Origin of the sequence: Burkholderia sp. MSMB1589WGS (genome assembly GCF_001636105.1) — a bacterium.
GTDB lineage: Bacteria > Pseudomonadota > Gammaproteobacteria > Burkholderiales > Burkholderiaceae > Burkholderia > Burkholderia humptydooensis.
Genome location: NZ_LNJT01000008.1, coordinates 2,375,638 through 2,398,112 on the forward strand (window position 1 = coordinate 2,375,638; position 22,475 = coordinate 2,398,112).

Genomic DNA, 22,475 nt, shown 5'->3' on the forward strand with positions numbered 1-22,475 from the left:
GCGCGGCGATCGCGCGAGAGGGGGCGGGGTTGTCGTTGGCGCGCATGCAGCGCGTGGCGTGCGGCGCGCGAAGAGCGAAGAGCGCGCCGCGACGTGCCGCCGCCCGTAAGCGGTCGGGCACGTCGCGGCGCGAGCGGATCAGGACATCCGGGAATCGGCGGCGGCCGGACCCGGCCGTAGCGCCTGTGCGGGCGCATGGCGCGCGCCGCTCGGCGCGGCGCATGCCGACGTGGCCGGGTCGGCGGACGGCGCCGCCTTGATCGTGTTGAAGATGCCCCAGCCGCGATTGATGTACACGCCGGTCTCGTGCTCGCCGCTCATCGACCGGATGCTCTCGTTGAACTCTTCCATGTAGGAGGGCCTGCCTTGCGAGGCCGACGCGCCGGCGTCGACATGCGTGACGGGCGCGGGTTCGGCGTCGCGAGTGCAGCCGCCGAGGCTCGCGATCGACAACGCGAGCGCCGGGAGGGTTGATAGAAGGATCGGAAATTTCATCGTGCCGTTTGCTTCCTTGACGATGTGTGCGATGCGCGCTTGCGGGCGCTCACCATTGCCAGCTCATGCCGACGCCGACCGCATTGCCGCCTGCGCTCATCGCGACGCCCGCGCGCACCTTGAGGTTTTCGCTGATGCGCGCGGTGCCGCCGAGCGCGACGGCGCGATGGCCCTTGTAGACCGCGCCGCCGACGCCGATCGACAAGGTCTTGTCGCGGTCGACATCGGGAATCATCGTCAGCGCGGTTGCTGCGGCGACGCCGGAATACGCGTCGCGCGCGGTGTCGGAGATGCTCTGCTGAAGGTCGCCGATGCGCTGGTTCGTGTAGGCGTTCGCATTCGACATCGCGAGGTTCAACTGACCGACATTCACGGCATCGGTGGCTTGCGTGCCGGCTGCGACGTGCACGATTTGTCGTTCGTCACCGTGACGACCGACGGATACCGTGTTGTTACGATCCGCTATGGAGCCAGCGCCGAGCGCGACAGTATTTTGACCGGACGCATTTGCTTCGGCGCCGATCGCGGTTGACCGGCTACCGCTCGCTTGAGCGAGCCATCCGCTCGCAAGCGAATCGCTGTCCTTAGCGCGTGCAGGGAGGTCAAGAGCAATAGAGTTCGTGCCCATTGCTGAGGCACCGGCCGAATTGAAGTTGATGGTGACGTTTGTCGCGGGTCCTGAAGTTGGTGTCGCGATAGGAATCGACGGCAGTTGTGTCGGCTGCGTCGGCTGCGTCGGCTGCGTCGGCTGCGTCGGCGGCGGCGGCGGCGGCGGCGGCGGCGGCGGGACTTTGTTTGGTAGCGTGCGGTTCCCAACTGGTTTCAATTTAATTCCACCTTTTTTTATCTGCTCGATCACCGCGTTAAACGCCGTACTTTCAGCCTGTTCGATAGCGAGCGCATCCGTGGAAAAGCCGAGGGCCAGCGGAGCGATGGACGAACATAGCAGATGCGCGAAGCGCTGAAATTGAACGGTCGATGCGGCTCGCCCGGTGTCTTGTTGAGCATGAGAGCGGGGAAGACGGTGATATTTCATACGGTGAGGATGTATAGAACCAATGAGGCGGATTGTCGGGTGGGGGAATCAACTGGCGATAGCAGGAATCGATCGAATCGTGTGCTTGATTTGCTCGACGCTCACGAGCCGCGCACATTCGAACTGCCGCAACGTCCCCGCATGACGCGGGCACGCCGACGCATCGGCATCGTCGAAGTTCGCGCTTGCGTCGTTCCAGCAGCTATTGCACGCATGGAAATTGATCACGCGATACGGCGTGTCGAATTCGCTGACGGGATGCGTGAATCCGCTGATGAGCACGACGGGCGCGCCGGCCGCCCATGCGAGCCACGCGAGATCGCCGGGCACGCCAATCAGGCACGCCGCATGCCGCAGCCACCGCGCGCGCTCGGTCCACGGCGTGTCGGGTGGAAGAACGTGCGCGGCCTGCGCGAGCGCGCTGCTTTCGTCGACGACGTCCGGCGAAGGCGAATCGACGCAGACGATCCGATAGCCGGCCGCCGTCAGAAACCGCTGCAAATCCCGCCAGCCGCCGGGCCGCTCCCAGCGCGCGCAGCGCAGCGCGCTTTGCGCGGCGATGCAGACATAGCGGCCCGCGAGCGGCCGGCTGTCGTCGGCTAGCTCGATGCGCGGCGGCGCCTCGCGCGGATCGACGCCGAGCATGTACGCGGCGCTGCGGTGCGCGCCGACGAGTTGCGGCGCGCTTGGCTGGTACGCGCGCGCTTCGTCGCCGGAAAAGCGCCCGAGCCGGTACGTCGCGTAGTAGCACTCGGGCTTGACGAGCTCGGGCGTCACGAACTCGATGTCCGGGTGGCCCGGTTTGAGCAGCGAGATCAGCGGCGCCGGCATCGAGCACGTCAGCCTGCAGCGATGTTTCCGCTGGAATTTCACGGCATAGCCGAACCAGCCGAGCGCCTCGCCAAGCCGCCCCGCTTCGAACTGAATCAGCACGGGCTTGCCGTGCGCGTCGAACTGATGCTTGAAGACGCGCTTGCCGCCCGCGTCGATCTCGATCAGGAACGGCACGAAGTGCTTCCGCGTGCTCGTCACGACGCCCGCGCCGATCTGCGTGTCGAACAGCGGCATGTCGGTGTGCGCGTCGCGCAGGCGGACCGTCCAGTCTCCATCCGGCAGCAGCACGCGGCAGCCGTCGTTGAAGTCGAAGCGCACGCCTTCGGTGCCGGACCACGTCGGCATGTCGGCGGGCGGCGTGAAGCCTCGCGCGTGCGTTCCGTTCGGCGCGGCTATCGGCTGCGGTGCGCACGGATGTGATCCTGAGAACGTGACCTTCGGCACGTCGTACGCGCTTCGTCTGGCGTTCGCATCGGAATACGAAAGAGAGGAGTGCATGATGACAATCGTTGTTCGGTGGCGCGCCGCAATGCGGGCGAAAAAGGCGCGTGCGTCTTGGTGCGGAACCGCGCGCGCGGCGATGGCCGTTGCACGGCGACGCTTTTCCGCTTGCGACGCAACGCGCAGGGAGGTCGTTACGTTCGACTAAGCGAGCGGATTCGCATCGGCGAAGCCCAATGCCGGCGCCTGATCGTTTTTTTCAGGCGTGGAGGCTTTCTCGTCGCGCAACGGCTGCTCGTCGCGCGCGATGTACTTGTCCAGCAGCGCATCGAGTATCGCGACGGTTTCGACGTCGGGCACGCCGTCGTATCGTGCTGGGCGGAAATGCATCTGGAATGCCGCGATCGCGTCCGTCGTCCGCAAATCGAGCGCGCCGGTTTGCGGCGTGTCGTAGCCGTATGCGAGGAGCTTCGCCTGGAGTTCGGCGACCTCTCCGCGAAACGGCCGGCAAGCGCGGTAGTACGCGACGGCGATCGCGTCCGGCCACGCGCCGACGCCGTATTGCTCGTACAGCGTTCGCCACGGAAAGAGCGGGCCGGGATCGAGCTTGCGGCCGGGCGCGATGTCGGAATGCCCGACGACCTTCTGCGGCGGGATCGCGTGACGCGCGACGATGTCGGCCGCGAGTCGGCCGACGGCCGCCATCTGCTCGTCCGGGAACGGCGACCATCGGCGCTGCATCAGCGGCGCGTCTTCGTCCGCATCGGGAAAGCCGGCGTTGACGATCTCGATGCCGATCGAGCCCGCGTTGAGCAGGCGCTCGCCTTGCCAGTAGCTGACGCCCGCGTGCCACGCGCGCCTCGATTCCGGCACGAGCGCGAACACGCGAAAGCGCTTGCCTTCGTCGGCCGCATCGGGCACGAGATAGTGCGCGCTGACGGGCCGCGTCGGATCGGTCAGCAGGGCGACGGAGCGCGCGAGCGGTTGCGCGGTGTAGTGCAGCACGAGCGTGCGCACGCGCGAGTCCTGGTTCGGCGACGAGATCGACGGGTCGATCGCCAAGTCATGCGCACGGCGTGCGTCGCTTGCGCTGCGCGGGTTGCCGCCGGCGGCATGCGTGGCGTACGGCGATGCGAGCACGCCTGCGGTGCATAGCGAGGCGCGCGCAATGAATCGGCGGCGTTTCGCGTTCGCGATGTCGTCGCGTCGCGTTTGACGTGGTTGGCTCATTCAGTGGTTCCTCTTGGGCGAGTGTCCGGCGCGATCCCGGTAGCGGGACGATCGCGATCCGCATCGCGATGCATGCGCCGACAGAACGGCTTCGGCAGCGGTAGCGCCGATCGTTCGGCCGATCATTCAGCAGCGCGATTATTTCAAGCAGCGGGCGTTCGGGCGTCGGGGAAACAACCGATATCGGGCGATTCGGTCACGTCGATTATTGAAGCGCTCGAAGCGGCGCCGTTCCGGACGCCGCCGTCCTTTCATTGCGCGGCGAGCTGCTTGCGCATCGCGTCGACGAACGCGGGGTCCGTCTCGCCGAGCGTGTTCGTATGCGCAACGATGCGGCCGTCGGCATCGAGCAGCACGATCGTGCTCGAATGGTTGAATTCGCCGCTCGCGAGCTTGCGGTACTGAACGCCAAGCAGCGCGGCGACGGTCCGCGTGCTGTTGCGGTCGGTGCGCGCGAGCCGCCAGCGCGCGTCGAGGCCGTGCGCGTTCGCGGTCTTGCGCAGCACCGCAACCGAATCGCGATCGGGATCGATCGTCACCGCGACGACCTTGATACGCTTGCGTGCGGGCTCGCCGCCCGCGTCGAGCGTGAGGCCGATCGTCTCGAACAGCATCGGGCATACCATCTTGCACGACGTGTAGAACATGCTGACGAGCGTCGGCGTGCCGCGCAGATCGGCAAGGCCAAATGTTTTGCCATCCTGATCGGTCAGCGTTGCGTTCGCCTGATACAGCGAATCGCTTGCCGACGCGGCGGCCGCAGTGGTTGCGGCGGCGGGAAGGCCCGCGCCGTGAGCCGCCGTCGCGACGCACGCGGCGGCGATCAGCGCGAGCGCGCCGCGCGGCCCGAGAGAGTCGAGCTTCATGGTTGGTCTCCTGAAATGGAACGGGCGCAGCGAAAGCCGAGGCTTCCGGTCGAATCCGCGCCGGTGAGGGAAGACAGCAGCGCGACGCGCATCAGCACCGCGTAGCTGTCGCGGCGCACGATGCTGATCGCGCCTGCGCCGCAGAAGCGCTGCTGGTCCGGGTCGCCTTGCGTGCGGCTGTCGCCGCTGATGAAAAGGGCGTTGAAGTCGTCGACCCATTCCCAGATCAGCCCGTGCAGGTCGCGCACGCCATAGACGTTCGGCGCGCCGCCGACGCTCGGCGGCACGCGCGCCGCCGGCTGCTCATACCACGACAGGATCTGCCGGCGCCACAGCGGATCGTTGCGCGCGTCGGTGCGCGTCGCGTCGGCGGCCGCCGCGTGCTCCCATTCGAGCCACGTCGGCAGCCGCGCGCCTTCGCTCGCGCAATACGCGCGCGCGGCGAACCAGCTCACGCCCGTGATGGGCGCGTCGGGCGGCGTCGCGGAAGCCGGCTGCAGCGGATCGGCCCAGTCGACGAGATACGCGGGGCCGGCGAACACGCGCGCGACGCGGTCGCGCCGCCATTCGGGATGCGTGCTGACGAACGCGGCGAACGCGCGAACCGTCACCGGCGTATCCTGCAGCTCGAACGCGTCGATGTGAACGGGCGTCGAGCGGCCCGGCACATCCTGCGGCAGCGCGCTCTCGAAATCGCCGCCCGGCAGCCGCACGAAGCGCGCGGCGTGCGCGGCGTGCGCGATCGTCACGCCGAACGCGAGCGCCAGCGCGACGATCGCGAGGCCGGCGAGCCGCGCGGCGCTCGCCGCACGGCCGGCATGGCGTGGTGTCGACGCGCGCATGGCGGTTCTCCGTGACGCCGGCGCTCAGTGCGCCGCCTCGGCGACGGCCGGCGCTTTCGCGCGGGCCTTCGCGACTTCGTCCGCGCTGATTCGGCCGCCCGGATTGTTCCAGTTGTTCAGCACGTAGGTCAGCACGTTCGCGACTTCGTCGTCGGTCAGTTGCGCCATCGGCGGCATCGCCGAATCGTAGTCGCGGCCGTTGACCGTCACCTTGCCGTTCAGGCCGTGCAGCAGGATGCCGACCGCGCGCTTCGGATTCGCGGCGAGGAAGTCGGAGCCGGCGAGCGGCGGGAACACGCCCGGCAAGCCGCTGCCGGCGCTTTGATGGCACACCGCGCAGGTGCTCGCGAACACCGCGCCGCCCGCTTTCACCTGCGCCGGCAGCGACGGCGGCGCGGCGCTCGCGGCGGCGCCCGTCTTCACGAGCGAGGCGCCGCCCTTTGCGTCGGCCTTCGCGCCGGCCGCGGCGGCGGCGGGCGATCCGGTCGGGCCCGATCCCGCCGCGGCGGTGACGCTGTCGCCGCTATACGGCGCGTCGAGCTCCTTGCCCGAATAGATCGCCTTGTCGTCCGGACCGTCGACCTTCAGGATCGCGAGCGCGCCCTTGTTGAACGCGCGGAAGATCGAGTGATCGACGAACGTGTAGTTGCCCGGCACGCGCGTGTGGAATTCGATCGTCGCCGCGCCGCCCGCCGGAATCAGCGTCGTCTGCACGTCGTTCTGCGTGACGCTCGAGCCGTCCGCGCGCACCTTGTCGAACACCGCGCCGATCACGTGAAAGCTCGACACGAGATTCGGCCCGCCGTTGCCGACGAACAGGCGCACCGTCTCGTCGGTGCGCGCGCGCATCGCCTTGTCGCCCGTCAGCGCGCCTTCGGCGCCGTTGAAGACGACGTAGGTCGGGCGCTCGTCGATCGCCTTGTCCATGTCGAACGACTGCAGCCCCTTCTCGCGATACTTGCCGTTCGTGTAGAAATCGCCCTGCATCACGTAGTACTCGTGGTCGACCTTCGCCAGTCCTTCGGGCGGCTCGACGAGAATCAGGCCGTACATCCCGTTCGCGACGTGCATGCCGACGGGCGCGGTCGCGCAGTGATAGACGAAGAGTCCTTCGTTGAGCGCCTTGAAGGTGAAGCGCGATTCGTGGCCAGGCGCGGTGAAGCTCGACGTCGCGCCGCCGCCCGGGCCCGTCACCGCGTGCAGGTCGATGTTGTGCGGCATTTTGCTGTCCGGACGATTCTTGAGATGGAACTCGACCGTGTCGCCTTGCCGCACGCGGATGAAGTTGCCGGGCACCGCGCCGCCGAAGGTCCAGAACGTGTAGTTCACGCCGTCGGCGATCGGCATCACTTTCTCGACCACTTCGAGATCGACGATGACCTTCGCCGGATAGCGGCGCGTGATGGGCGGCGGCACGTTCGGCGGGCTCACGAGCGTCGCGTGAATCGGCTTGCCCTGCGGCGGGCCGAAATCGCCGGGCACCTTGCCCGTGGTGGTGGCCGCCTGCGCGCTCGCCGCGACCATCGCGCCGAGCAGGACGGACAGGAACGTGGCGCGCAGTTGGCCACGGATCGATTGCAGGTCTTTCATGATCAGCCCCTCGCTGGCTTCGTTTTCTCCAAGCTATCGATCGCGGGGTGGTCGAGTATTGATACGCAGCAAGTGCATCTTTAAGGGTGCGGCAAGGTCGGGAAATTACTTAATCCAGATGAATTCCGGGCGGCGCGGCTGCGCCCGCTTGCCGCAAGTCGTGCGGGGTGCGAACGGTTCGCGCGCTATGCGCGAACCGTTCGCCGTCTGCGTGGGGAGGCGCCGTCATGCGCGGCGCGATTGCGGATAAAAAGTGGCCGACCGGTCACGGTCGGCCAAAAAGGTTCCGGCTTTATCCGAGGGCCATTGCCAGAACCCGAGAAACGGCCGGCGGCGCGAACCGCCGGCAAGCCGCGCGCGATGCCCGCAACGGGCGCCGGCGCGGCGAAACATCGCGGCTGCGGCACGTCAGCGCGCCTGCAGCTTGTCCGCGAGCGAGCGAAAGCCCGCCGCGAACACGTGCTCGCTGATCGACGCGGCAACCGGCTGCAGCTCGACGCCTTCCGTCGTGAAGTTCGCCCACCACTGCGCGAACGTCTTGCCCGAATCGGTGACGGGGACGAGCTGCACGCCCGCGACATAGTTGCGCACCGGCATCGTCGATTCGACGATCGAGTATTCGAGCGCGTGATTCGGCTCGTCGAGCTTCAGCAGCTTCTCGCGCACGTAGCCGTCTGCAAGCGTGAGGTAGCGGATCGCGCCGACCGTGTAGGCGTCCGGGCCCGGCTCGAGGCGGCTCTCGACGATCGCCGGATGAAACGCGGCGAGGCCGTCGAAATCGCGCAAGAACGCCCAGACGCGCTCGATCGGCGCATCGATGACACTGCTGGCGAAGGAGGTGTAGCTCATGTCGTTCGGTTCCTCGTGGAGGCGCGCGCGTCGCGCGCGGGCGTCATGACGCGATGCGCCTGTCGATCTCCTTGAAGCGGCGCGTCATGTCGGTCAACGCGGTTTCGGCCGGCAGCCGCTCCATCGAGCTCGCGCCGTAGAAACCGTGGCACTGCGGACACGCGCGCAGGATGTATGCGGCGTCCTCGGGCGAAGCGATCGGCCCGCCGTGGCAGAGCACGATCACGTCGTCGCGCACCGATCTTGCCGCATCCGCCCAACTGCGCACGAGCGGCGCGCAATCGGCGAGCGTGCGCGCGGTGTTCGCGCCGATCGTGCCGCCCGTCGTGAGGCCCAGATGCGCGACGACGATGTCCGCGCCCGCCTCGGTCATCGCGATCGCGTCGGCCTCGCTGAACACGTACGGCGTCGTCAGCAGGCCCTTGCGGTGCGCGAGTCGGATCATGTCGACTTCGAGCGCGTAGCCCATGCCGGTTTCCTCGAGATTCGCGCGGAAATTGCCGTCGATGAGGCCGACGGTCGGGAAGTTCTGCACGCCTGAAAATCCGAGCCGCGCCAGCTCGTCGAGGAACGCGTCGAAGTTGCAGAATGGATCGGTGCCGTTCACGCCGGCGAGCACGGGCGTCGACTTGACGACGGGCAGCACCTCGCGCGCCATGTCGACGACGATCTCGTTCGCGTTGCCGTACGCGAGCAGCCCCGCGAGCGAGCCGCGCCCGGCCATCCGGTAGCGGCCCGAGTTGTAGATCACGATGAGGTCGATGCCGCCCGCTTCCTCGCATTTCGCGGACAGGCCCGTCCCCGCGCCGCCGCCGACGATCGGCTCGCCGCGCGCGATGGTCGCGCGCAGTTTTTCGAGGATGTCGGCGCGTGAAAGTCTCTTCATCTTCAATTCCGGTGTGCTGCGTAAAGCGACAAGAAGTGTTCGACGGCGATGTCGGCGAACTGCGGATCGTTGATGTGCGCGGGCACGCGCACGAGGCGGCGGTTCTCCGTCTGCACGACGGTGGCTTCGAGCGCGGCGTGGAGCGCCGCGTCGGCTTCCGGGTTCCAGAACGCCTGGCCCGGTGCGTCGAGCGCCGAGACGCCGCCCTCGGGAATCAGGAAATGCACGGGGCCGTCGCACGCGTTGAGCTTCGCGCCGATCCATTCGCCGATCCGGCGATTCTCGTCGGGCGTCGTGCGCATCAGCGTGACCTGCGGGTTGTGCTTGTAGAGCAGCCGCTGCGCGTAGCGGGGCGGCACCGTGTCGATGTGGCCGAAGTTCACCATGTCGAGCGCGCCGCACGAGCCGACGTACGGCACCTTGCTGCGCGCGATCGCGTCGAAACGATCTTCGCCGCACGCGAGCACGCCGCCCATCAGCAGGTCGCAGACTTCGGTGGTGGTGAGATCGAGCACGCCGTCGAGCAGGCCGCTGTCGGCGAGCTTTTCCATCGCGGGGCCGCCTTTGCCGGTCGCATGGAACACGATGCAGTCGAAGCGCGCGTCGAGCCGCGACGTGACCGCCTGGATGCACGGCGTCGTCACGCCGAACATCGTGAGGCCGAGCGCGGGCTTCAGGTCGGCGGGCAGCGGCCGCATGTCGCGCACCGCGCCCGCGATCATGTGCGCGCCGTTCGCGAGCACCTGGCGCGAGATCCGGTTCAGGCCGGCGATGTCCGCCACCGAATAGAGCATCGCGATGTCCGACGAGCCGATGTACGCGGACACGTCGCCCGACGCCATCGTCGAGATCATCAGCTTCGGCACGCCGATCGGCAGCGCCTGCATCGCCGGCGTGACGAGCGCCGTGCCGCCGGAGCCGCCGAGGCCGATCAGCGCGGCGACGTCGTCGCGGCTCCTGATGTAGTGTTCGAACGCAACCGCCATCGCGGCGATCGCGCGGCCGCGGTCGCCGCAGAACACGGCGGCCGCGCCGTCGGGGTGGTGCGCGGCGACGGCGTCCGCGCCGATGTCGGCCGCGAGCCCCGGCGCGCGGGTCGACAGGTCGACCACGACCGCCGAGAGCCCCGCGTCGGCGATCCGGTCCTTGACGAAATGCGCTTCCGCGCCCTTTGTATCAACGGTTGCCGCAACGTAGATCTGTTTACGGTGGGGTACCATTTGGTCTCCTTCGCCGATCGTTCGTTTGTCGCACGATGTACCGCGATTCGATTCCGCGATAACTTTAACACAGATGAGACGGCCGTCTCAGCGGTCGTCCTCACACAACACATGCCAACTCCCGTATCCGCACCGGAAACGCTGTCCGAAACGCGCGCGCAGACCCGCGAGCTGTTGCTGCAGACCGCGCTGTCGATGCTCGAACAAGGCTGGTTTCCGTCGATCACCGAGCTCGCGAACGCATCCGGCGTGTCGCGCGCCACCGCTTACCGCTATTTCCCGTCGCAGGCGGCGCTCGTCAGCACTGTCGTCGACGAGAGCCTCGGGCCGGTGCTGCAATGGCAGCCGACGTCGACGTCGGTCGAGGCGCGCGTGAACGAACTGCTCGACTTCGCGTATCCGCGCATGGAGCAGCATGAGGGCGCGTTGCGCGCCGCACTGCAGGTCGCGCTGCATCAGTGGGCGAACGAGCGTGCGCGGCGCGCGCAGGACGAGCCGAAGTACCGGCGCGGCAATCGCCGGCGGCTGCTCACGCTCGCCGTCGAGCCGATGGTGCAGGCGGGCGTCGATCCGGCGGTGGCCGCGCGGCTCGCGCAGGCACTGTCGTTGCTTTACGGCACCGAGGCGATGGTCGTGCTGAAGGATATCTGGGGGCTCGACTTCCGGCAGTTCATGAACGTCATCAAATGGATGAGCTCGGCGCTCGTGCGGGCGACGCTCGCGCAAGCGAGCGGTGCGGCGGCGGGAGCCGCGGGCGCGGTGGCGGATGCGGTGGCGAGCGGCGCCGGCGCGGCGGCAGGGGCGGGAAGCGCGGAGAGCGCGCAAGCCGCGCGCGATGCCGGCGCGACGGCAGACGCTTCGCCGCAAGGCGGCGACCGCGCCTCTTCGGGCAGCACATCTTCGGGCAGCACATCTCCGGGGGGAGCCGCCACCGTGCAGGGCGGCACCGGCTCCGCGGGCGGCGCGGATCAGAACCGCGACGCCTCCGGCGCAAACATCGAGGGTCGCCCGCTCACATCGCCCGCTTCCGACGATGACAAGCGCGATGCCTGAATAGGCGACTCGGCCGGCGGCGCATGCGCCGCTGCGAGCTACGCCGCGGCGGTGCGGGGCGCGCGTCCGATCACGCTCCGGAGCGAAGCGACGGGACGGCGCCGAGCCGACGCCGATTCCGTGAGCGCTCACGCCGGGCGGTCCGGCCAGTCGAACATCGTATAAGGCAGCGCGCGCTTGTGGCGCGTCGCGTCGTAGAACCGAAGCACCGTCTTGGCGACCGCGTCGTCGGCCGGCTTGCCTTCGAGAAAATCGTCGATCTGCTCGCACGTGAGCCCGCACGCGTGCTCGTCGGGAAGTTGCGGACGCAACGTTTCCAGATCGGCGGTAGGCGTCTTCATCACGAGCGGCTCGTCGGCGCCCAGCGTGCGCGCGAGTTCGCGCACGCGGCGCTTCGTCAGGCCCGTGAGCGGCAGCACGTCCGCGCCGCCGTCGCCGAATTTCGTGAAGAAGCCCATCACCGGTTCCGCCGCGTGATCGGTGCCGATCACGACGCCGCGCCGCGCGCCCGCAACCGCGTATTGCGCGATCATCCGCTCGCGCGCCTTGATGTTGCCGAGCACGAAGTCCTGATGTGCGTGGTCGAGATGCGCGAGGCCGCCTGCCGCGAGCGTGGCGGGCATCGCGTCGGCGGCCGGTTCGGCCGTCGATCTGGCGGCCGGTCGCGGTTGCCGGTTGTGGGCGCGAGTCGCGGGCGTCAGTTGCGGCCGTCGACTGGGGGCCGTCTCAGTTGCGGCGCGCGAGCGTGACGCCGGCGAGCGCGACCGCGAAGCCGGCGATCTGCAGCGGCACGAGCGTTTCGCCGAAGAGCGCGTAGCCCTGCAGCGCGGCGAGGGGCGGCGCGAGGAACAGCAGCGACGTCGCGCGCGCCGCTTCGCCTCGGCGCAGCATCGCCATCAGCAGCATCACCGCGACGCCGGACAGCATCCCGATGCCCCATGCGAGCGAGAGCCACAGCGCGGGCGCGCCGTGCCAGCGGGTTTCGCCGAGCGCGACGGCCGCCGCGCCGGCGACCATCGCCGCGCCGAGATTCTGCAGCGCGACCGCGGTGCGCAAGTCCGCTTGCGCGAGCGAGGTCTTCTGATAGAGCGAGCCGGCCGTGATCGATCCGACTGCGGCGAGCGCGATCGCGACGACGGCCCACGCGGGCGCGCCGCCTGCCGCCGCCGGCGCGGCGCCGAGCTTCGGCGCGAGCACGAGCGCGACGCCCGCGACGCCGAGCGCCATGCCGAGCCAGCCGCGTGCGGTGAGCCGCTCGCCGAAGAGCGGCGCGGCGAGCGCGGCGGTCGCGAGCGGCTGCAGCGCGCCGAGCAGCGCCATCACGCCGGCGTTGAGCCCTTGCGCGACGGCCCAGTAGCTCGCGCTCAGATAGACGCCTTGCAGCAGCGCGCCCGCGAGCAGATGGCGGCCCCATTCGCGCCGCGCGGGCCACGGCGCGCGCGTAGCGAGCGCGATGCACGCATAGAGGAGCGCGGTGCCCGAGAAGCGCGCGAGCAGATACAGGCTCGGATCGGCATACGGCTTGATCGCGCGCGCGACGATGAAGCCCGTGGACCACAGCGCGACGAACGCGGCGGCGGTGGCGGCGGAAGCGAAAGCAGGCATGCGAAACGGGCCGGACGACGCCGGCATGACGACGAAGCGGCCGAGTATCGCGCGCCGGCGCGCCGCCGTCTTGTCGAAATCTGCACTGCGGGCGGCTTGGGCCGAACGCGGTTCAGTTCAGTCGAGCGAGAACGTGTCGAGCGGCTGGTTCGCGCTGGGTTCGGTCGCGAAGCGCGCGCTCAATTGCCGGTGCAGCCGGCGCGCCTCTTCGAGCGTGAGATCGATCCAGTACGGGTCTCCTGCCGCGTCGTTGAGCCGCTCCGGCGGAAACTGGATTTCGAGAACAGCGCCTTTGCGATACATCGGTTCACCTCTGTCGGTTGGTTGGGGCGAGCGGCGAGTTTAGCAATGCGCGGCGAATCCGATTGCCGCACGGGGCGAAACACTGAATTGCTTGCAGGTTGCAGGTTGCAGGTTGCAGGCGAAGGCCGGCCGGGCAGGGCAGCCGGCGCGAAGCGCCCGCGCCGTACTACAATAGCCCGCCATTCGCCATCCACGCTCCGACCCGCGGCCCGGCCGCGCCGCGCGCCATGCTTGCAGAACAACGTCATCGCTACATCCTGACCGAACTCGGCCGTGCGGGCGCGTTGTCGGTCGCGCAGCTCGTGAACGCGCTCAACGTGTCGCGCGAGACGATCCGCCGCGATCTGAACGCGCTCGCCGCGCGCGGCCTCGTGATCACGACGCATGGCGGCGCGCTCGCGGCCGACCGGCAGGAGCCGAGCGTGTCCGAGCGCGACGCGTCGCACGCGGAGGCGAAACGCGCGATCGGCCGGCGCGCGGCCGAGTTCGTGCCCGACGGCGCGTCGGTGCTGCTCGACTCGGGCAGCACGGTCCACGCGGTCGCGCTCGCGCTCGTCGACCGCCATCGGCTGACCGTCTACACGAACGACTGGCGGATCGCCGGCGTGCTCGGCCGCCGCAACGGCAACTGCGTGACGCTGCTCGGCGGCGAGCTGTCCGACGACGAGGACGCGACGTTCGGCCTCGACACGATCCAGCAGCTCGCGCAATACCACGTCGATTTCGCGTTCGTCGGCGCGGGCGGGATCACGCCGGACGGCACGCTGACCGACTACTCGCGCGTCGTCGCCGAGGTGCGCGGGCGAATGCTCGCGGCGGCGGCCGCGCCGATCGTCGTCGCCGACCACTCGAAGTTCGGACGCGTGACGCCCGTGCGGATCAACGGCTCGGACGCAGCGCGCTTTCTCGTGACCGAGCGCGCGCCGGACAAGACGATGCGGCGGGCGCTGACGTCGCGGGGGCTCGAGCTCGTCGTCTGCGGATGAGCGCCGGTTCGCCGGCCGGGTGCGGCGAGCGTGCGATGCGCAAGATGTTCCGGCGTACCAGGCACTCTATTTTCCTGAAACCGGCAGGGTAGCGCGATGCGGCGCGGCGGGCGGCCGCGCCGAAGCCCGCGCGACACGGAAACTTCATCCGAATGTCACACGCGCGGCAAGCTCGCGTTGAACACTCGACGCTTTCACTTGGGAAGGCGATGAGCCGAGGAGGGCGGCGATGTCCGTCAGCGTGCGCAGCTATCTTTCCCCGACGTTGGTCCTGCTGGCCTTCGACTGGCCCGACGCGCAGCGGCGCGACGATTTTCTCGGCTTCGCGATCAAGCGCACGCCCGGCTTCTGGTCGGCGGACGGCAAGACCCGCGCCGCGACGAGCTGGCTGCCGAACCGGCTGACCTTCGACGGCCCCGCGGCCCACACGCAGGGCGATGCGCCGACCGACCAGGCGCCGATCCAGAAATTCATGTGGTGGGACGCACGGATCGATCCGCCCGATCGCGGTCAGACGTTTCGCTACGACGTCTATCCGGTCGTCGGCACGCCCGCGTCGCTGCAGGTGCTCGAAGCCGACGCGGGCGTGTGCGCGATCACGCTGCCCGCGCACGTCGAGGGCGGTGTCGGCACGTGGTTCAACCGCGCGGTGGTGAGCTCGCAGGCGTTCGCGAAGCAGGCCCGCGCGCTGCATCTGGCCGACGGCGCCGCACCGTCGCCCGACGCGGCGCTGCGCCTGCGCACGTGGCTCGCGAACGATCTGCAGGAGACCTTCGGGCTGATGCTCGGCGCCGACGCGCGGCGTGCGGCATCGGCCGTCTATCACCTGACCGATCCGCTGTGGGCGATTCCCGCATTCGACGCGTTCGGCCGCGCGCACGGCGCGGATGCGCTCGCGATCGTCTACGACGCGCACGAGACGAAGCGCGGCTCGGGCGAGCCGCCGCTGCCGTCGCCGAACCAGCCGGCCGTCGAGCAACTGACGGGCGTCGCGATGCTCGCGCCGCGCGACAAGACGCGAATCATGCACGACAAGTTCATCGTCGCGGGCGACGAGACCGGGCCCGCGCGCGTGCTGACCGGCTCGGCGAACTTCACGACCGAGGGCATCACCGAGCAGGCGAACGTGCTGCACACGTTCGAATCGGCGGCGCTCGCCGAGCTGTACAACGCCCGGGCGCGCGCGCTCGCGTCGAATCCGGGCATCGCCGAGACCGCGCGTCTCGCGCCCGGCTGGACGGAGCCGGTCGAGGTCGGCTCGGCGCGCGTGCGCGTGTCGTTTTCGCCGGAGCCGCGCGGCGTGCGCACGCAGATCGATACGATCGTCGACGCGGTTCGCGGCGCGCAGCATTCGGTCGCGTTTTGCCTGTTCATGCCGACCGACGCCGCGCTGCGCGACGCGTGCTTCGCGGCGGGCGACCGCGGGCTGATGATGTTCGGGCTCGTCAACGCGATCAGCGCGCGCGGCGCGCAGCAGGCGGATGCGGACCAGCGCGACGGCAAGACGCTCGACGCCGCGCGTCTCGCGAACCTGGAGCTGTATCACCGCAGCCGCTCGAATCGCGACGTGATCGACGCCGCCTACTTCTCGCCCGCGACGGTGCCCGACGGCTTCGAGCCGGAGCTGCGGCTCTTTCCGGGCGAGACGCCGCCGCCGTATCCGCCCGTGGTCGTTCACCACAAGTTCATCGTGATCGATGCGGAAGGCGCGAACCCGATCGTCTACAGCGGCTCGGCGAACATGAGCGCGAACTCCGAGCACTACAACGACGAGAACCTGCTCGAGATTCGCGATGCGCGCGTCGCGGGGATCTATCTCGCGGAATTCCTGCGGCTTTACGAGCACTATCGTGCGCGCGCGCTGGCGATCGCTTTGCGTCGCGGCAACGGCTCGAGCGCCGGGGCGGCGGGTGCGCGCGGCGGCCTCGCGCTGCAGCCCGATTCGCGATGGGCGAAGAAGTATTTCGTCGACGGAAGCCCGGAGGAGAAGGCGCGGATCGCGCTTGCGGCGCCGGTGGCGGCGCATTGACCGGATCGGGCGCCGGCGTCGGCATTTGCGTGCGCGTCGTGCCGCATCGTCGATGTGCGGCCTGCGGCCCGATTCGCGGTCGCGGTCCGGGAACGAACCGCATGACGATCGCCTCGCTCGGCGGCGCGCCGGCGCCGGCGGACGATCGGCCGGCGATCAGCGGGCAACGTAGCGCAACACGGTATCGGCGATCATCGCGCGATGCCGCGCACGCAGCCGCGGCGACGACGGATCGCGGCCGAACGCGGTGCCGAACGTATAGCGGTTCGCGACGCGATGAAAGCAGAACGAGCTGATGAGCAGATGCAGATCGAACGGGTCGACGTCGTCGCGGAACACGCCGCTTTCGACGCCGCGCGCGAGCAGTTCCTCGAGCGTCTTGATGATGCTGACGTTGCGGTTCTTGAACGACTTCAGTTGCTCGATGTATTTCGCGCCGTGAATGTTCTCGATCGTCACGAGGCGCACGAAATCGCGATGCTTGTCGTGATAGTCGAACGTGAATTCGACGAGCCGGCGCAGCCCTTCGCGCGGCTCCAGCTCGCCGACGTTCAGTTCGAGCTCGAGCGTGCGGATGTCGCCGTAGACCTTCTCCAGCACCGCTTCGTACAGCCCTTCCTTGCTGTCGAAGTAGTAATAGAGCATCCGCTTCGTCGTGTTCGTGCGTTCGGCGATCGCATCGACGCGCGCGCCCGACAGCCCCATCGCCGAGAACTCCTGCGTGGCGACGTCGAGGATGTTGCGCTTCGTCTGCTCGGGGTCGTATTTGCGGCGCGCCTCGTCTCGCCTCGCTTCGGCGTCGGGCGCTGCGGCCTTGCTTCCTTGTTTCATTTTGGCGTGATCGGACGGCGGTGATCGGACGGCGGCATGGTCGGCGCATTCTAGCACGCACCCCAAGCGGCTTTCGCCCGACTCCTGGCTCTAAACGACGGGTTTGCCGGAGCGTGCGCAGCGGCGCGCGGCGAGCGCGTCGCGGGCCTCGCACGCGCTGTACGTGAGCTGCGCAGCGGCGAGCCCCGCGAGGCCGAACGTGCGCACGAGGCCGAACCTCGCGAAGCCGTCGGGCACGGGGCGCCCTTCGGCGAGCGCCGCCGCGAGCACTTCGCCCGCGACTGTCGTCGGCGCCATGCCGTGGCCGCCGAAGCCGACCGCGTGCCAGACGCCGTCCGCGTCCCGGCCGATCTGCGGCATCTTGTGGCGTGCGTAGCTCATGAGCCCGCCCCACGCGAACTGCACGGCGACGTCGCGCAATTGCGGATACACACGCAGCAGATCGCGCCTGAGCAGCCGCGCGATGGCTTGCGGCCCGCGTTCGAGCACGGAGATGCGGCCGCCCCACAGAATCCGGGTGTCGGCGAGCGGCCGGTAGTAGTCGAACGCGAAGCGGGTGTCGTAGACGGCCGATTCGCATGCGATCGCATCGGCGAGCCGCGCGCCGAGCGGCTCGGTCGCGATCACGTAGGTCGCGATCGGCAGCACCGCGCGCTCGATGCGCGGATACACGCCGCGCGCGTAGCCGCCGCCCGCAAACACGACACGACGCGCGCGCACCGCGCCGCCGTCGGTCGCGACGACGAAGCCCGCGCCGTCGCGGCGGATCGCGCGCGCGGCCGAATGCTCGTGAATCCGCGCGCCGCCTCGCGCGGCCGCTGCCGCGATACCGAGCACGTACTTCAGCGGATGGAAGTGGAACGCGTTGCGTTCGAAGAGGCCGCCGTGATAGCGCTCGGTCTTCAGCCGCGTGCGCAGCTCGCGATCGTCGAGCGGTTCCCAGTCGACGCCGAACGCCTCCTTCATCAGCTCGCGCGGCGCGCAAAGACGCGCCGGATCGTCGAACCAGTTCGCGAGGATCACGCCGCCGTCCACTAGCTCGCAGTCGATGCCGTAGTGCGCGGCGCGCGCGCGGATCAGGCCGACCGCGTCGATCGTCAGGCGATAGAGCGCGCGGGCGGACGCGGGGCCGAGCGTGCGCAGCAAGTCCGCGTTGTCGAGGCTGTAGCCGCCGAACACGAAGCCGCCGTTGCGGCCCGATGCGCCGAAGCCGACCGTTTGCGCGTCGAGCACCGCGATGTCGCGCACGCCGCGCTCGACGAGCCCGAGGGCCGTCGACAGGCCCGCCAGGCCGCCGCCGACGATGCACACGTCGACGTCGATGCGTTCGGCGAGCGCGGGGTAGGGCGTGCGCGTCACCGTGGCTTCGTAGTAGTTCTGCATGCGGTTGTCGTTCGGGCCGTTCGTGGCCGGTTAAGAGCGAATGATCCCACTATCGTATCGGTTGTCTTGCGCGCGATGAAGCAGCGTCTGCACGGATGGACGCAGGCGCATCGGACGCCTTCCGCCGCCGAAGCGCGGATCGTCCCTGCGTCAATCGATGCCGGCGCGAGTCACGGCCGGCGGCGGATCGGAGCCGCGGGCATCGGCGGCGGCATCGTCCGTCGCGGGCGGCGCGCGTTCGGCCGCGCCGTCGGCGCCGGGAGCGCCGCCATCGCGCATCGGCGCCGCACCGGGCCGCTTCGCCTGCTCGCGCTCGAGCCGGTGATAGTGATCGAGCCGTCTCGCGTCGATCAGCGCGACGTACGCCGCGCCGTTCTTCGTGATGATCTTCTCGCCGCCGCCCCGCGCGTCGTCCGCCAGCTCGGAAAAGCGGGCGCGCGCGATGGACAGCGGCACGATGTCGACGATGCGAATGGTCATGATCGGTCTCGCGTGGCCGGCCTGCCGCCGGCCGATGAACGAATGAGCAGGAGGGTCGCGTCAGCTTATCGGCCGCGCCGGCGCGACGGAACCCAGCCATTCGGCCAACGCGACGAACGGCTCGCTGCCGGCGGCGGCGTCCGGCGCGACGAGGTAGTAGCCGGCGTCGCTCGGCAGCCGCCAGTCGAGCGGCGCGCAAAGGCGCCCCGACGCGAGTTCGTCGGCGACGAGCAGCTCCGGCATCAGCGCGACGCCCATGCCCGCGTGTGCGGCCGCCGTCAGCATCGTGAACAGCTCGTAGCGCGGCCCGCGCACCGCGCGCAGATCGTTGTCGAGGCCGTGCGCGCGAAACCAGTCGCGCCACGCGTCCGCGCGCGTCGACAGGTGCAGCAGCGGCAAGTCGAGCAGCGCGTCGCGCGTGATCCGCCGCCCGTTCGCGTTCAGCAGCGCCGGACTGCAGACGGGCAGCATGTCGCCTTCGAGGAACAGCAGCCGCCCTTGCGTGCCGGGCCACAGCGCATGGCCGAAGTAGATCGCGGCGTCGAACGTCGAATCGCTGAACAGGAACGGCTCGGTGCGCACCGACAGGTTCACCGTGATGTCGGGCCGCAGCGCGCGGAATTGCGGCAGGCGCGGAATCAGCCATTGGCTCGCGAACGTCGGCACGACCGCGAGCTCGAGCGTCGCGCCGATTCCGCGCTGCGCCATCAGCTCGAGCGTGTCGCGCTCGATGCGCTCGAGGTTGCGCCGCACGAGCGCCGCGTAGTGGCGGCCGTGCGGCGTCAGCACCACCCGCTTCTTGATCCGCAGGAACAACGCAACGCCGAGCCGCGCCTCGAGCGACGTGATCTGGCGGCTGACCGCGCTTTGCGTGAGCGCCAGCTCGTCGGCCGCGCGGGTGAAGCTTTCGTGGCGGGCCGCCGCTTCGAAGACCTGCAGCGCCGCGAGGTTCGGAATGCCTTTTCGCATCGGCTGTCGAGCGATCGGAAAATCGCGAGTTGGTGAATTTCAGGAATGATCTGGTGAGTTTATATCAATTGCCGGGCGGATTTCGCGCACCGAAAATCGACCCCGGACATTTCAGGCGCGCCGCGTCGCCGCTCGATAAGTGCCGCGCCACCGCAACGACGCAAACCCACGGAACAACCCGATGAACCCGAATCTCGCCGCCTTGCTCGCCACCGTTTCCGATCAGCCGACCCTCGACGAGTTGATGCGGTTCATGCATGTTCCGACGTGCTTCGAGCGCTGCGAGCCGGGTGTCGTCACGCGCGCCGAGCTCGCGCAGGCGCTGAACATGGCGCTGTTCGCGGATCTGCTCGAACGGGTGCCGACGGGCCGCGCCTATACGCGCGACGTCGCGCTCGGCGGCGGCCGCGTGACCTTCGATCACGGCGCGCTGCGCACCGTGCGCTGGCCGTCGTGCGGCGCGCTGCCGCCCGGCGAGGCGGCGTTCACGCGAATCCTGCGCCCGCTCGGCTATCGGCTGAACGGCACGTATCCGCTCGAGCGCCTCAGGATGACGGGCCGCTCTTACGCGCATCTCGACGCGCCGCACCAGATCGCGCAATTCTTCGTGAGCGAGGTCCATCCTGAGCGCTTCAGCGCCGCGTTCCAGGCGGCCGCGACGAACGTGCTCGGTACCTCGGCCGATCCGCTGACGCCGCAGGCCGCCGCGACGCTCGCCGAGCTCGAGCGCGACGCATCGCTGCCGCTCGCCGACGCATGCGCGCTCCTGCCCGTGCTCGTGCGCTGCTTCGGCCGTCAGCATGCGAGCCCGGCGCTCGCCGACTACGAAACGCTGCTCGCCGAATCGGCGGAGATGGCGTGGATCGCGACCGAAGGCAACGCGTTCAACCACGTGACCGACCGGGTGCCCGACGTCGATGCGCTCGCCGCCGCGCAACGCGCGCTCGGGCGGCCGATCAAGCCGGCCGTCGAGGTGTCGCGCTCGGGCCGCGTGCGGCAGACCGCGTTCCGCGCGGACCCGGTCGTGCGCGCGTTCGTCGACGCGTCGGGCGCGCTCGTCGAGCGCGAGGTGCCGGGCTCGTTCTACGAATTCATCACGCGCGACACGGTCGCCGATGCGGAGACGGGCCGCCGCGCGCTCGATCTGAGCTTCGACGCGGGCAACGCAACCGGCATCTTCAAGATGACGGCCGCCGCCTGATCCGCCCGGCGTCCGATCCGCCTTTCGCCTGACTTCTCCCGCACCGGAGCCGCCATGACGCTCGCCGCCGCCGCTGTCGACTATCCGTTCGCCGCGCCGTTCGCTGATCCGCAGGGCTCGCCGATCCGCGAGCTGTTCAAGCACGTCGGCAAGCCGGGGATGATCTCGTTCGCGGGCGGCTATCCGTCCGCCGAGCTGTTCGACCGCGAAGGTATCGCGGCGGCGTTCACCGACGCGACCCGCGACGATCCGGTGGCCTGCCTGCAATACGGCGACACCGCGGGCCAGCCCGGCCTGCGCGCCGCGCTCGCCGACTGGATGACGCGCGCGCGCGGCGTGGCGTGCGACGCCGCGCAGGTGCTCGTCACGACGGGCTCGCAGCAGGGCTTCGATTTGCTCGTGCGCGCGCTGATCGAGCCGGGCGACGTCGCGCTCGTCGAGGCGCCCGCGTATCCGGCCGCGCTGCAGGCGCTGCGGCTCGCGGGCGCGAGGCTCGTGCCGGTGCGCACCGATGCCGACGGCGTCGATCCGGACGCGCTCGCCGCGCAGCTCGCCGCGTGGCCCGCGGCCGAGCGCTGCCCGAAGCTGCTGTACACGGTGCCGACGTTCGCGAACCCGACGGGCGCGACGCTGCCGCCGGCGCGCCGCGCGCGGCTCGCGGCGCTCGCGGCCGACGCGCGGTTCGTGCTCGTCGAGGACGATCCTTACGCGGACCTGCGTTTTTCCGGCGAGCCGGTGAAGCCCGTGCTCGCGCACGACGGCGCATCGGACTGGACGGTCTATCTCGGCAGCCTGTCGAAGATCGTCGCGCCGGGCCTGCGGATCGGCTGGGCGGTCGCGCCCGCCGCGATCCTGCGGCGGATGACCGTGGCGAAGCAGACGAGCGATTTGTGCACCGCACCGATCGCGCAGGAGGCGATCCGCCGCTATCTGGAAAGCGGCCGGCTCGCCGCGCATTTGCGCACGATCGCGCAGACTTACGGCAGCCGCTGCCGCGCGCTCGTCGGCGCGCTCGCGCAATTCGTGCCGGACGAGGTCGAATGGCGCGAGCCGTCGGGCGGCATGTTCGTGTGGGCGCGCTTGAGCGGCGGCCGCGACGCGGCCGAGGTGCTCAGGCGCGCGCTCGAGCACAACGTGATGTACGTGCCCGGCGCGGCGTTCTACGCGCGCGACGCGGATGCGGGCAGCCTGCGGCTGTCGTTCGCCGCGCCGGGCGAAGCGGAGATCTTCGAGGGCGTGCGCCGGTTGCGCGCGGCGCTCGCGGCGCGCCGTTAGGACCAGGCCGAATGGCCAGTGCGCTTGCATGCGGCGCGCGAACGCGGTCCAATCGATTCATTCGCGGCGGC

Annotated in this window: 21 protein-coding genes and 1 pseudogene; 5 read left to right on the forward strand and 17 right to left on the reverse strand. The window is 69.5% G+C overall.

What is annotated here, in order from left to right; translation table 11 throughout:
- Nucleotides 1-138 precede the first annotated feature (138 nt).
- From bimD to WT16_RS27715, 10 genes are all read right to left on the reverse strand, one after another.
- Entirely contained in the window at nt 139-495 is a 357-nt protein-coding gene (gene bimD / locus WT16_RS27670; protein WP_015603111.1) for a protein BimD, read from the reverse strand.
- 49 nt (nt 496-544) lie between these two features.
- Nucleotides 545-1,531 (reverse strand): YadA-like family protein, encoded by a 987-nt coding sequence (locus WT16_RS33180; protein ID WP_082875033.1) that lies wholly within the window; start codon nt 1,529-1,531, stop codon nt 545-547.
- 48 nt (nt 1,532-1,579) lie between these two features.
- On the reverse strand, nt 1,580-2,863 hold the full coding sequence (locus WT16_RS27680; RefSeq protein ID WP_015604118.1) for an autotransporter strand-loop-strand O-heptosyltransferase: 1,284 nt from the start codon (nt 2,861-2,863) through the stop codon (nt 1,580-1,582).
- 147 nt (nt 2,864-3,010) lie between these two features.
- A complete protein-coding gene (locus WT16_RS27685) occupies nt 3,011-4,036 on the reverse strand; it encodes an N-acetylmuramoyl-L-alanine amidase (protein WP_059931751.1) in 1,026 nt (341 codons plus the stop codon).
- Nucleotides 4,037-4,287: 251 nt separating this feature from the next.
- Nucleotides 4,288-4,902 (reverse strand): SCO family protein, encoded by a 615-nt coding sequence (locus tag WT16_RS27690; RefSeq protein ID WP_063534692.1) that lies wholly within the window; start codon nt 4,900-4,902, stop codon nt 4,288-4,290.
- Nucleotides 4,899-5,744 carry a formylglycine-generating enzyme family protein gene (locus tag WT16_RS27695; protein ID WP_063534693.1) on the reverse strand — a complete coding sequence of 282 codons (846 nt, stop codon included), beginning with the start codon at nt 5,742-5,744 and terminating at the stop codon, nt 4,899-4,901. The genes WT16_RS27690 and WT16_RS27695 overlap by 4 nt, the downstream gene beginning before the upstream one ends.
- A 24-nt stretch (nt 5,745-5,768) precedes the next feature.
- Nucleotides 5,769-7,334, reverse strand: a complete 1,566-nt coding sequence (gene nirK, locus WT16_RS27700) for a copper-containing nitrite reductase (protein ID WP_063534694.1) — start codon at nt 7,332-7,334, stop codon at nt 5,769-5,771.
- Between the two features lie 408 nt (nt 7,335-7,742).
- The gene (locus WT16_RS27705; protein ID WP_006028855.1) at nt 7,743-8,183 is read right to left on the reverse strand and encodes an SRPBCC family protein; all 441 of its coding nucleotides are present in this window, start codon (nt 8,181-8,183) and stop codon (nt 7,743-7,745) included.
- Nucleotides 8,184-8,226: 43 nt separating this feature from the next.
- Nucleotides 8,227-9,069 (reverse strand): phosphoenolpyruvate hydrolase family protein, encoded by an 843-nt coding sequence (locus WT16_RS27710; protein ID WP_015603318.1) that lies wholly within the window; start codon nt 9,067-9,069, stop codon nt 8,227-8,229.
- A gap of 2 nt (nt 9,070-9,071) precedes the next feature.
- Nucleotides 9,072-10,289 (reverse strand): Tm-1-like ATP-binding domain-containing protein, encoded by a 1,218-nt coding sequence (locus WT16_RS27715; RefSeq protein WP_006028853.1) that lies wholly within the window; start codon nt 10,287-10,289, stop codon nt 9,072-9,074.
- A 111-nt stretch (nt 10,290-10,400) separates the two neighbouring features.
- On the opposite strand from WT16_RS27715, the gene WT16_RS27720 reads away from it, so the two are divergent.
- Entirely contained in the window at nt 10,401-11,342 is a 942-nt protein-coding gene (locus tag WT16_RS27720; RefSeq protein WP_059931763.1) for a TetR/AcrR family transcriptional regulator, read from the forward strand.
- 128 nt (nt 11,343-11,470) lie between these two features.
- Here the strand turns inward: WT16_RS27720 and nadE are convergent.
- The 3 genes and pseudogenes from nadE to WT16_RS27735 all read right to left on the reverse strand — a co-directional run.
- A pseudogene (gene nadE / locus WT16_RS27725) lies at nt 11,471-11,983 on the reverse strand (NAD(+) synthase); the annotation flags it as partial.
- Nucleotides 11,984-12,068: 85 nt separating this feature from the next.
- Nucleotides 12,069-12,974: a DMT family transporter gene (locus tag WT16_RS27730; RefSeq protein WP_059931765.1), complete on the reverse strand. Its 906-nt coding sequence runs from the start codon at nt 12,972-12,974 to the stop codon at nt 12,069-12,071.
- A 90-nt stretch (nt 12,975-13,064) separates the two neighbouring features.
- Nucleotides 13,065-13,250, reverse strand: a complete 186-nt coding sequence (locus tag WT16_RS27735) for a hypothetical protein (protein ID WP_006028849.1) — start codon at nt 13,248-13,250, stop codon at nt 13,065-13,067.
- Between the two features lie 227 nt (nt 13,251-13,477).
- On the opposite strand from WT16_RS27735, the gene WT16_RS27740 reads away from it, so the two are divergent.
- Both WT16_RS27740 and WT16_RS27745 read left to right on the forward strand, forming a co-directional pair.
- Complete coding sequence (locus WT16_RS27740; RefSeq protein WP_063534695.1) at nt 13,478-14,236, forward strand: DeoR/GlpR family DNA-binding transcription regulator; 759 nt, start codon at nt 13,478-13,480, stop codon at nt 14,234-14,236.
- A 229-nt stretch (nt 14,237-14,465) separates the two neighbouring features.
- Nucleotides 14,466-16,265, forward strand: coding sequence for a phospholipase D-like domain-containing protein (locus tag WT16_RS27745; RefSeq protein WP_063534696.1), 1,800 nt, complete (start codon nt 14,466-14,468; stop codon nt 16,263-16,265).
- 156 nt (nt 16,266-16,421) lie between these two features.
- On the opposite strand, the gene WT16_RS27750 is transcribed toward WT16_RS27745, so the two are convergent.
- The 4 genes from WT16_RS27750 to WT16_RS27765 form a co-directional block, all read right to left on the reverse strand.
- Nucleotides 16,422-17,096, reverse strand: a complete 675-nt coding sequence (locus WT16_RS27750) for a TetR family transcriptional regulator (RefSeq protein ID WP_006028846.1) — start codon at nt 17,094-17,096, stop codon at nt 16,422-16,424.
- A gap of 90 nt (nt 17,097-17,186) precedes the next feature.
- Nucleotides 17,187-18,479 carry an FAD-binding oxidoreductase gene (locus tag WT16_RS27755; protein ID WP_063534697.1) on the reverse strand — a complete coding sequence of 431 codons (1,293 nt, stop codon included), beginning with the start codon at nt 18,477-18,479 and terminating at the stop codon, nt 17,187-17,189.
- 150 nt (nt 18,480-18,629) lie between these two features.
- A complete protein-coding gene (locus tag WT16_RS27760) occupies nt 18,630-18,959 on the reverse strand; it encodes a type II toxin-antitoxin system Phd/YefM family antitoxin (RefSeq protein ID WP_015602900.1) in 330 nt (109 codons plus the stop codon).
- A gap of 60 nt (nt 18,960-19,019) precedes the next feature.
- Nucleotides 19,020-19,928: a LysR substrate-binding domain-containing protein gene (locus tag WT16_RS27765; protein WP_015602717.1), complete on the reverse strand. Its 909-nt coding sequence runs from the start codon at nt 19,926-19,928 to the stop codon at nt 19,020-19,022.
- A 181-nt stretch (nt 19,929-20,109) separates the two neighbouring features.
- On the opposite strand from WT16_RS27765, the gene WT16_RS27770 reads away from it, so the two are divergent.
- Together WT16_RS27770 and WT16_RS27775 are read left to right on the forward strand one after the other, a co-directional pair.
- Nucleotides 20,110-21,129 carry a DUF1338 domain-containing protein gene (locus WT16_RS27770; protein WP_015603052.1) on the forward strand — a complete coding sequence of 340 codons (1,020 nt, stop codon included), beginning with the start codon at nt 20,110-20,112 and terminating at the stop codon, nt 21,127-21,129.
- Nucleotides 21,130-21,183: 54 nt separating this feature from the next.
- Nucleotides 21,184-22,404 (forward strand): PLP-dependent aminotransferase family protein, encoded by a 1,221-nt coding sequence (locus WT16_RS27775; protein WP_063534698.1) that lies wholly within the window; start codon nt 21,184-21,186, stop codon nt 22,402-22,404.
- Nucleotides 22,405-22,475: the final 71 nt, after the last annotated feature.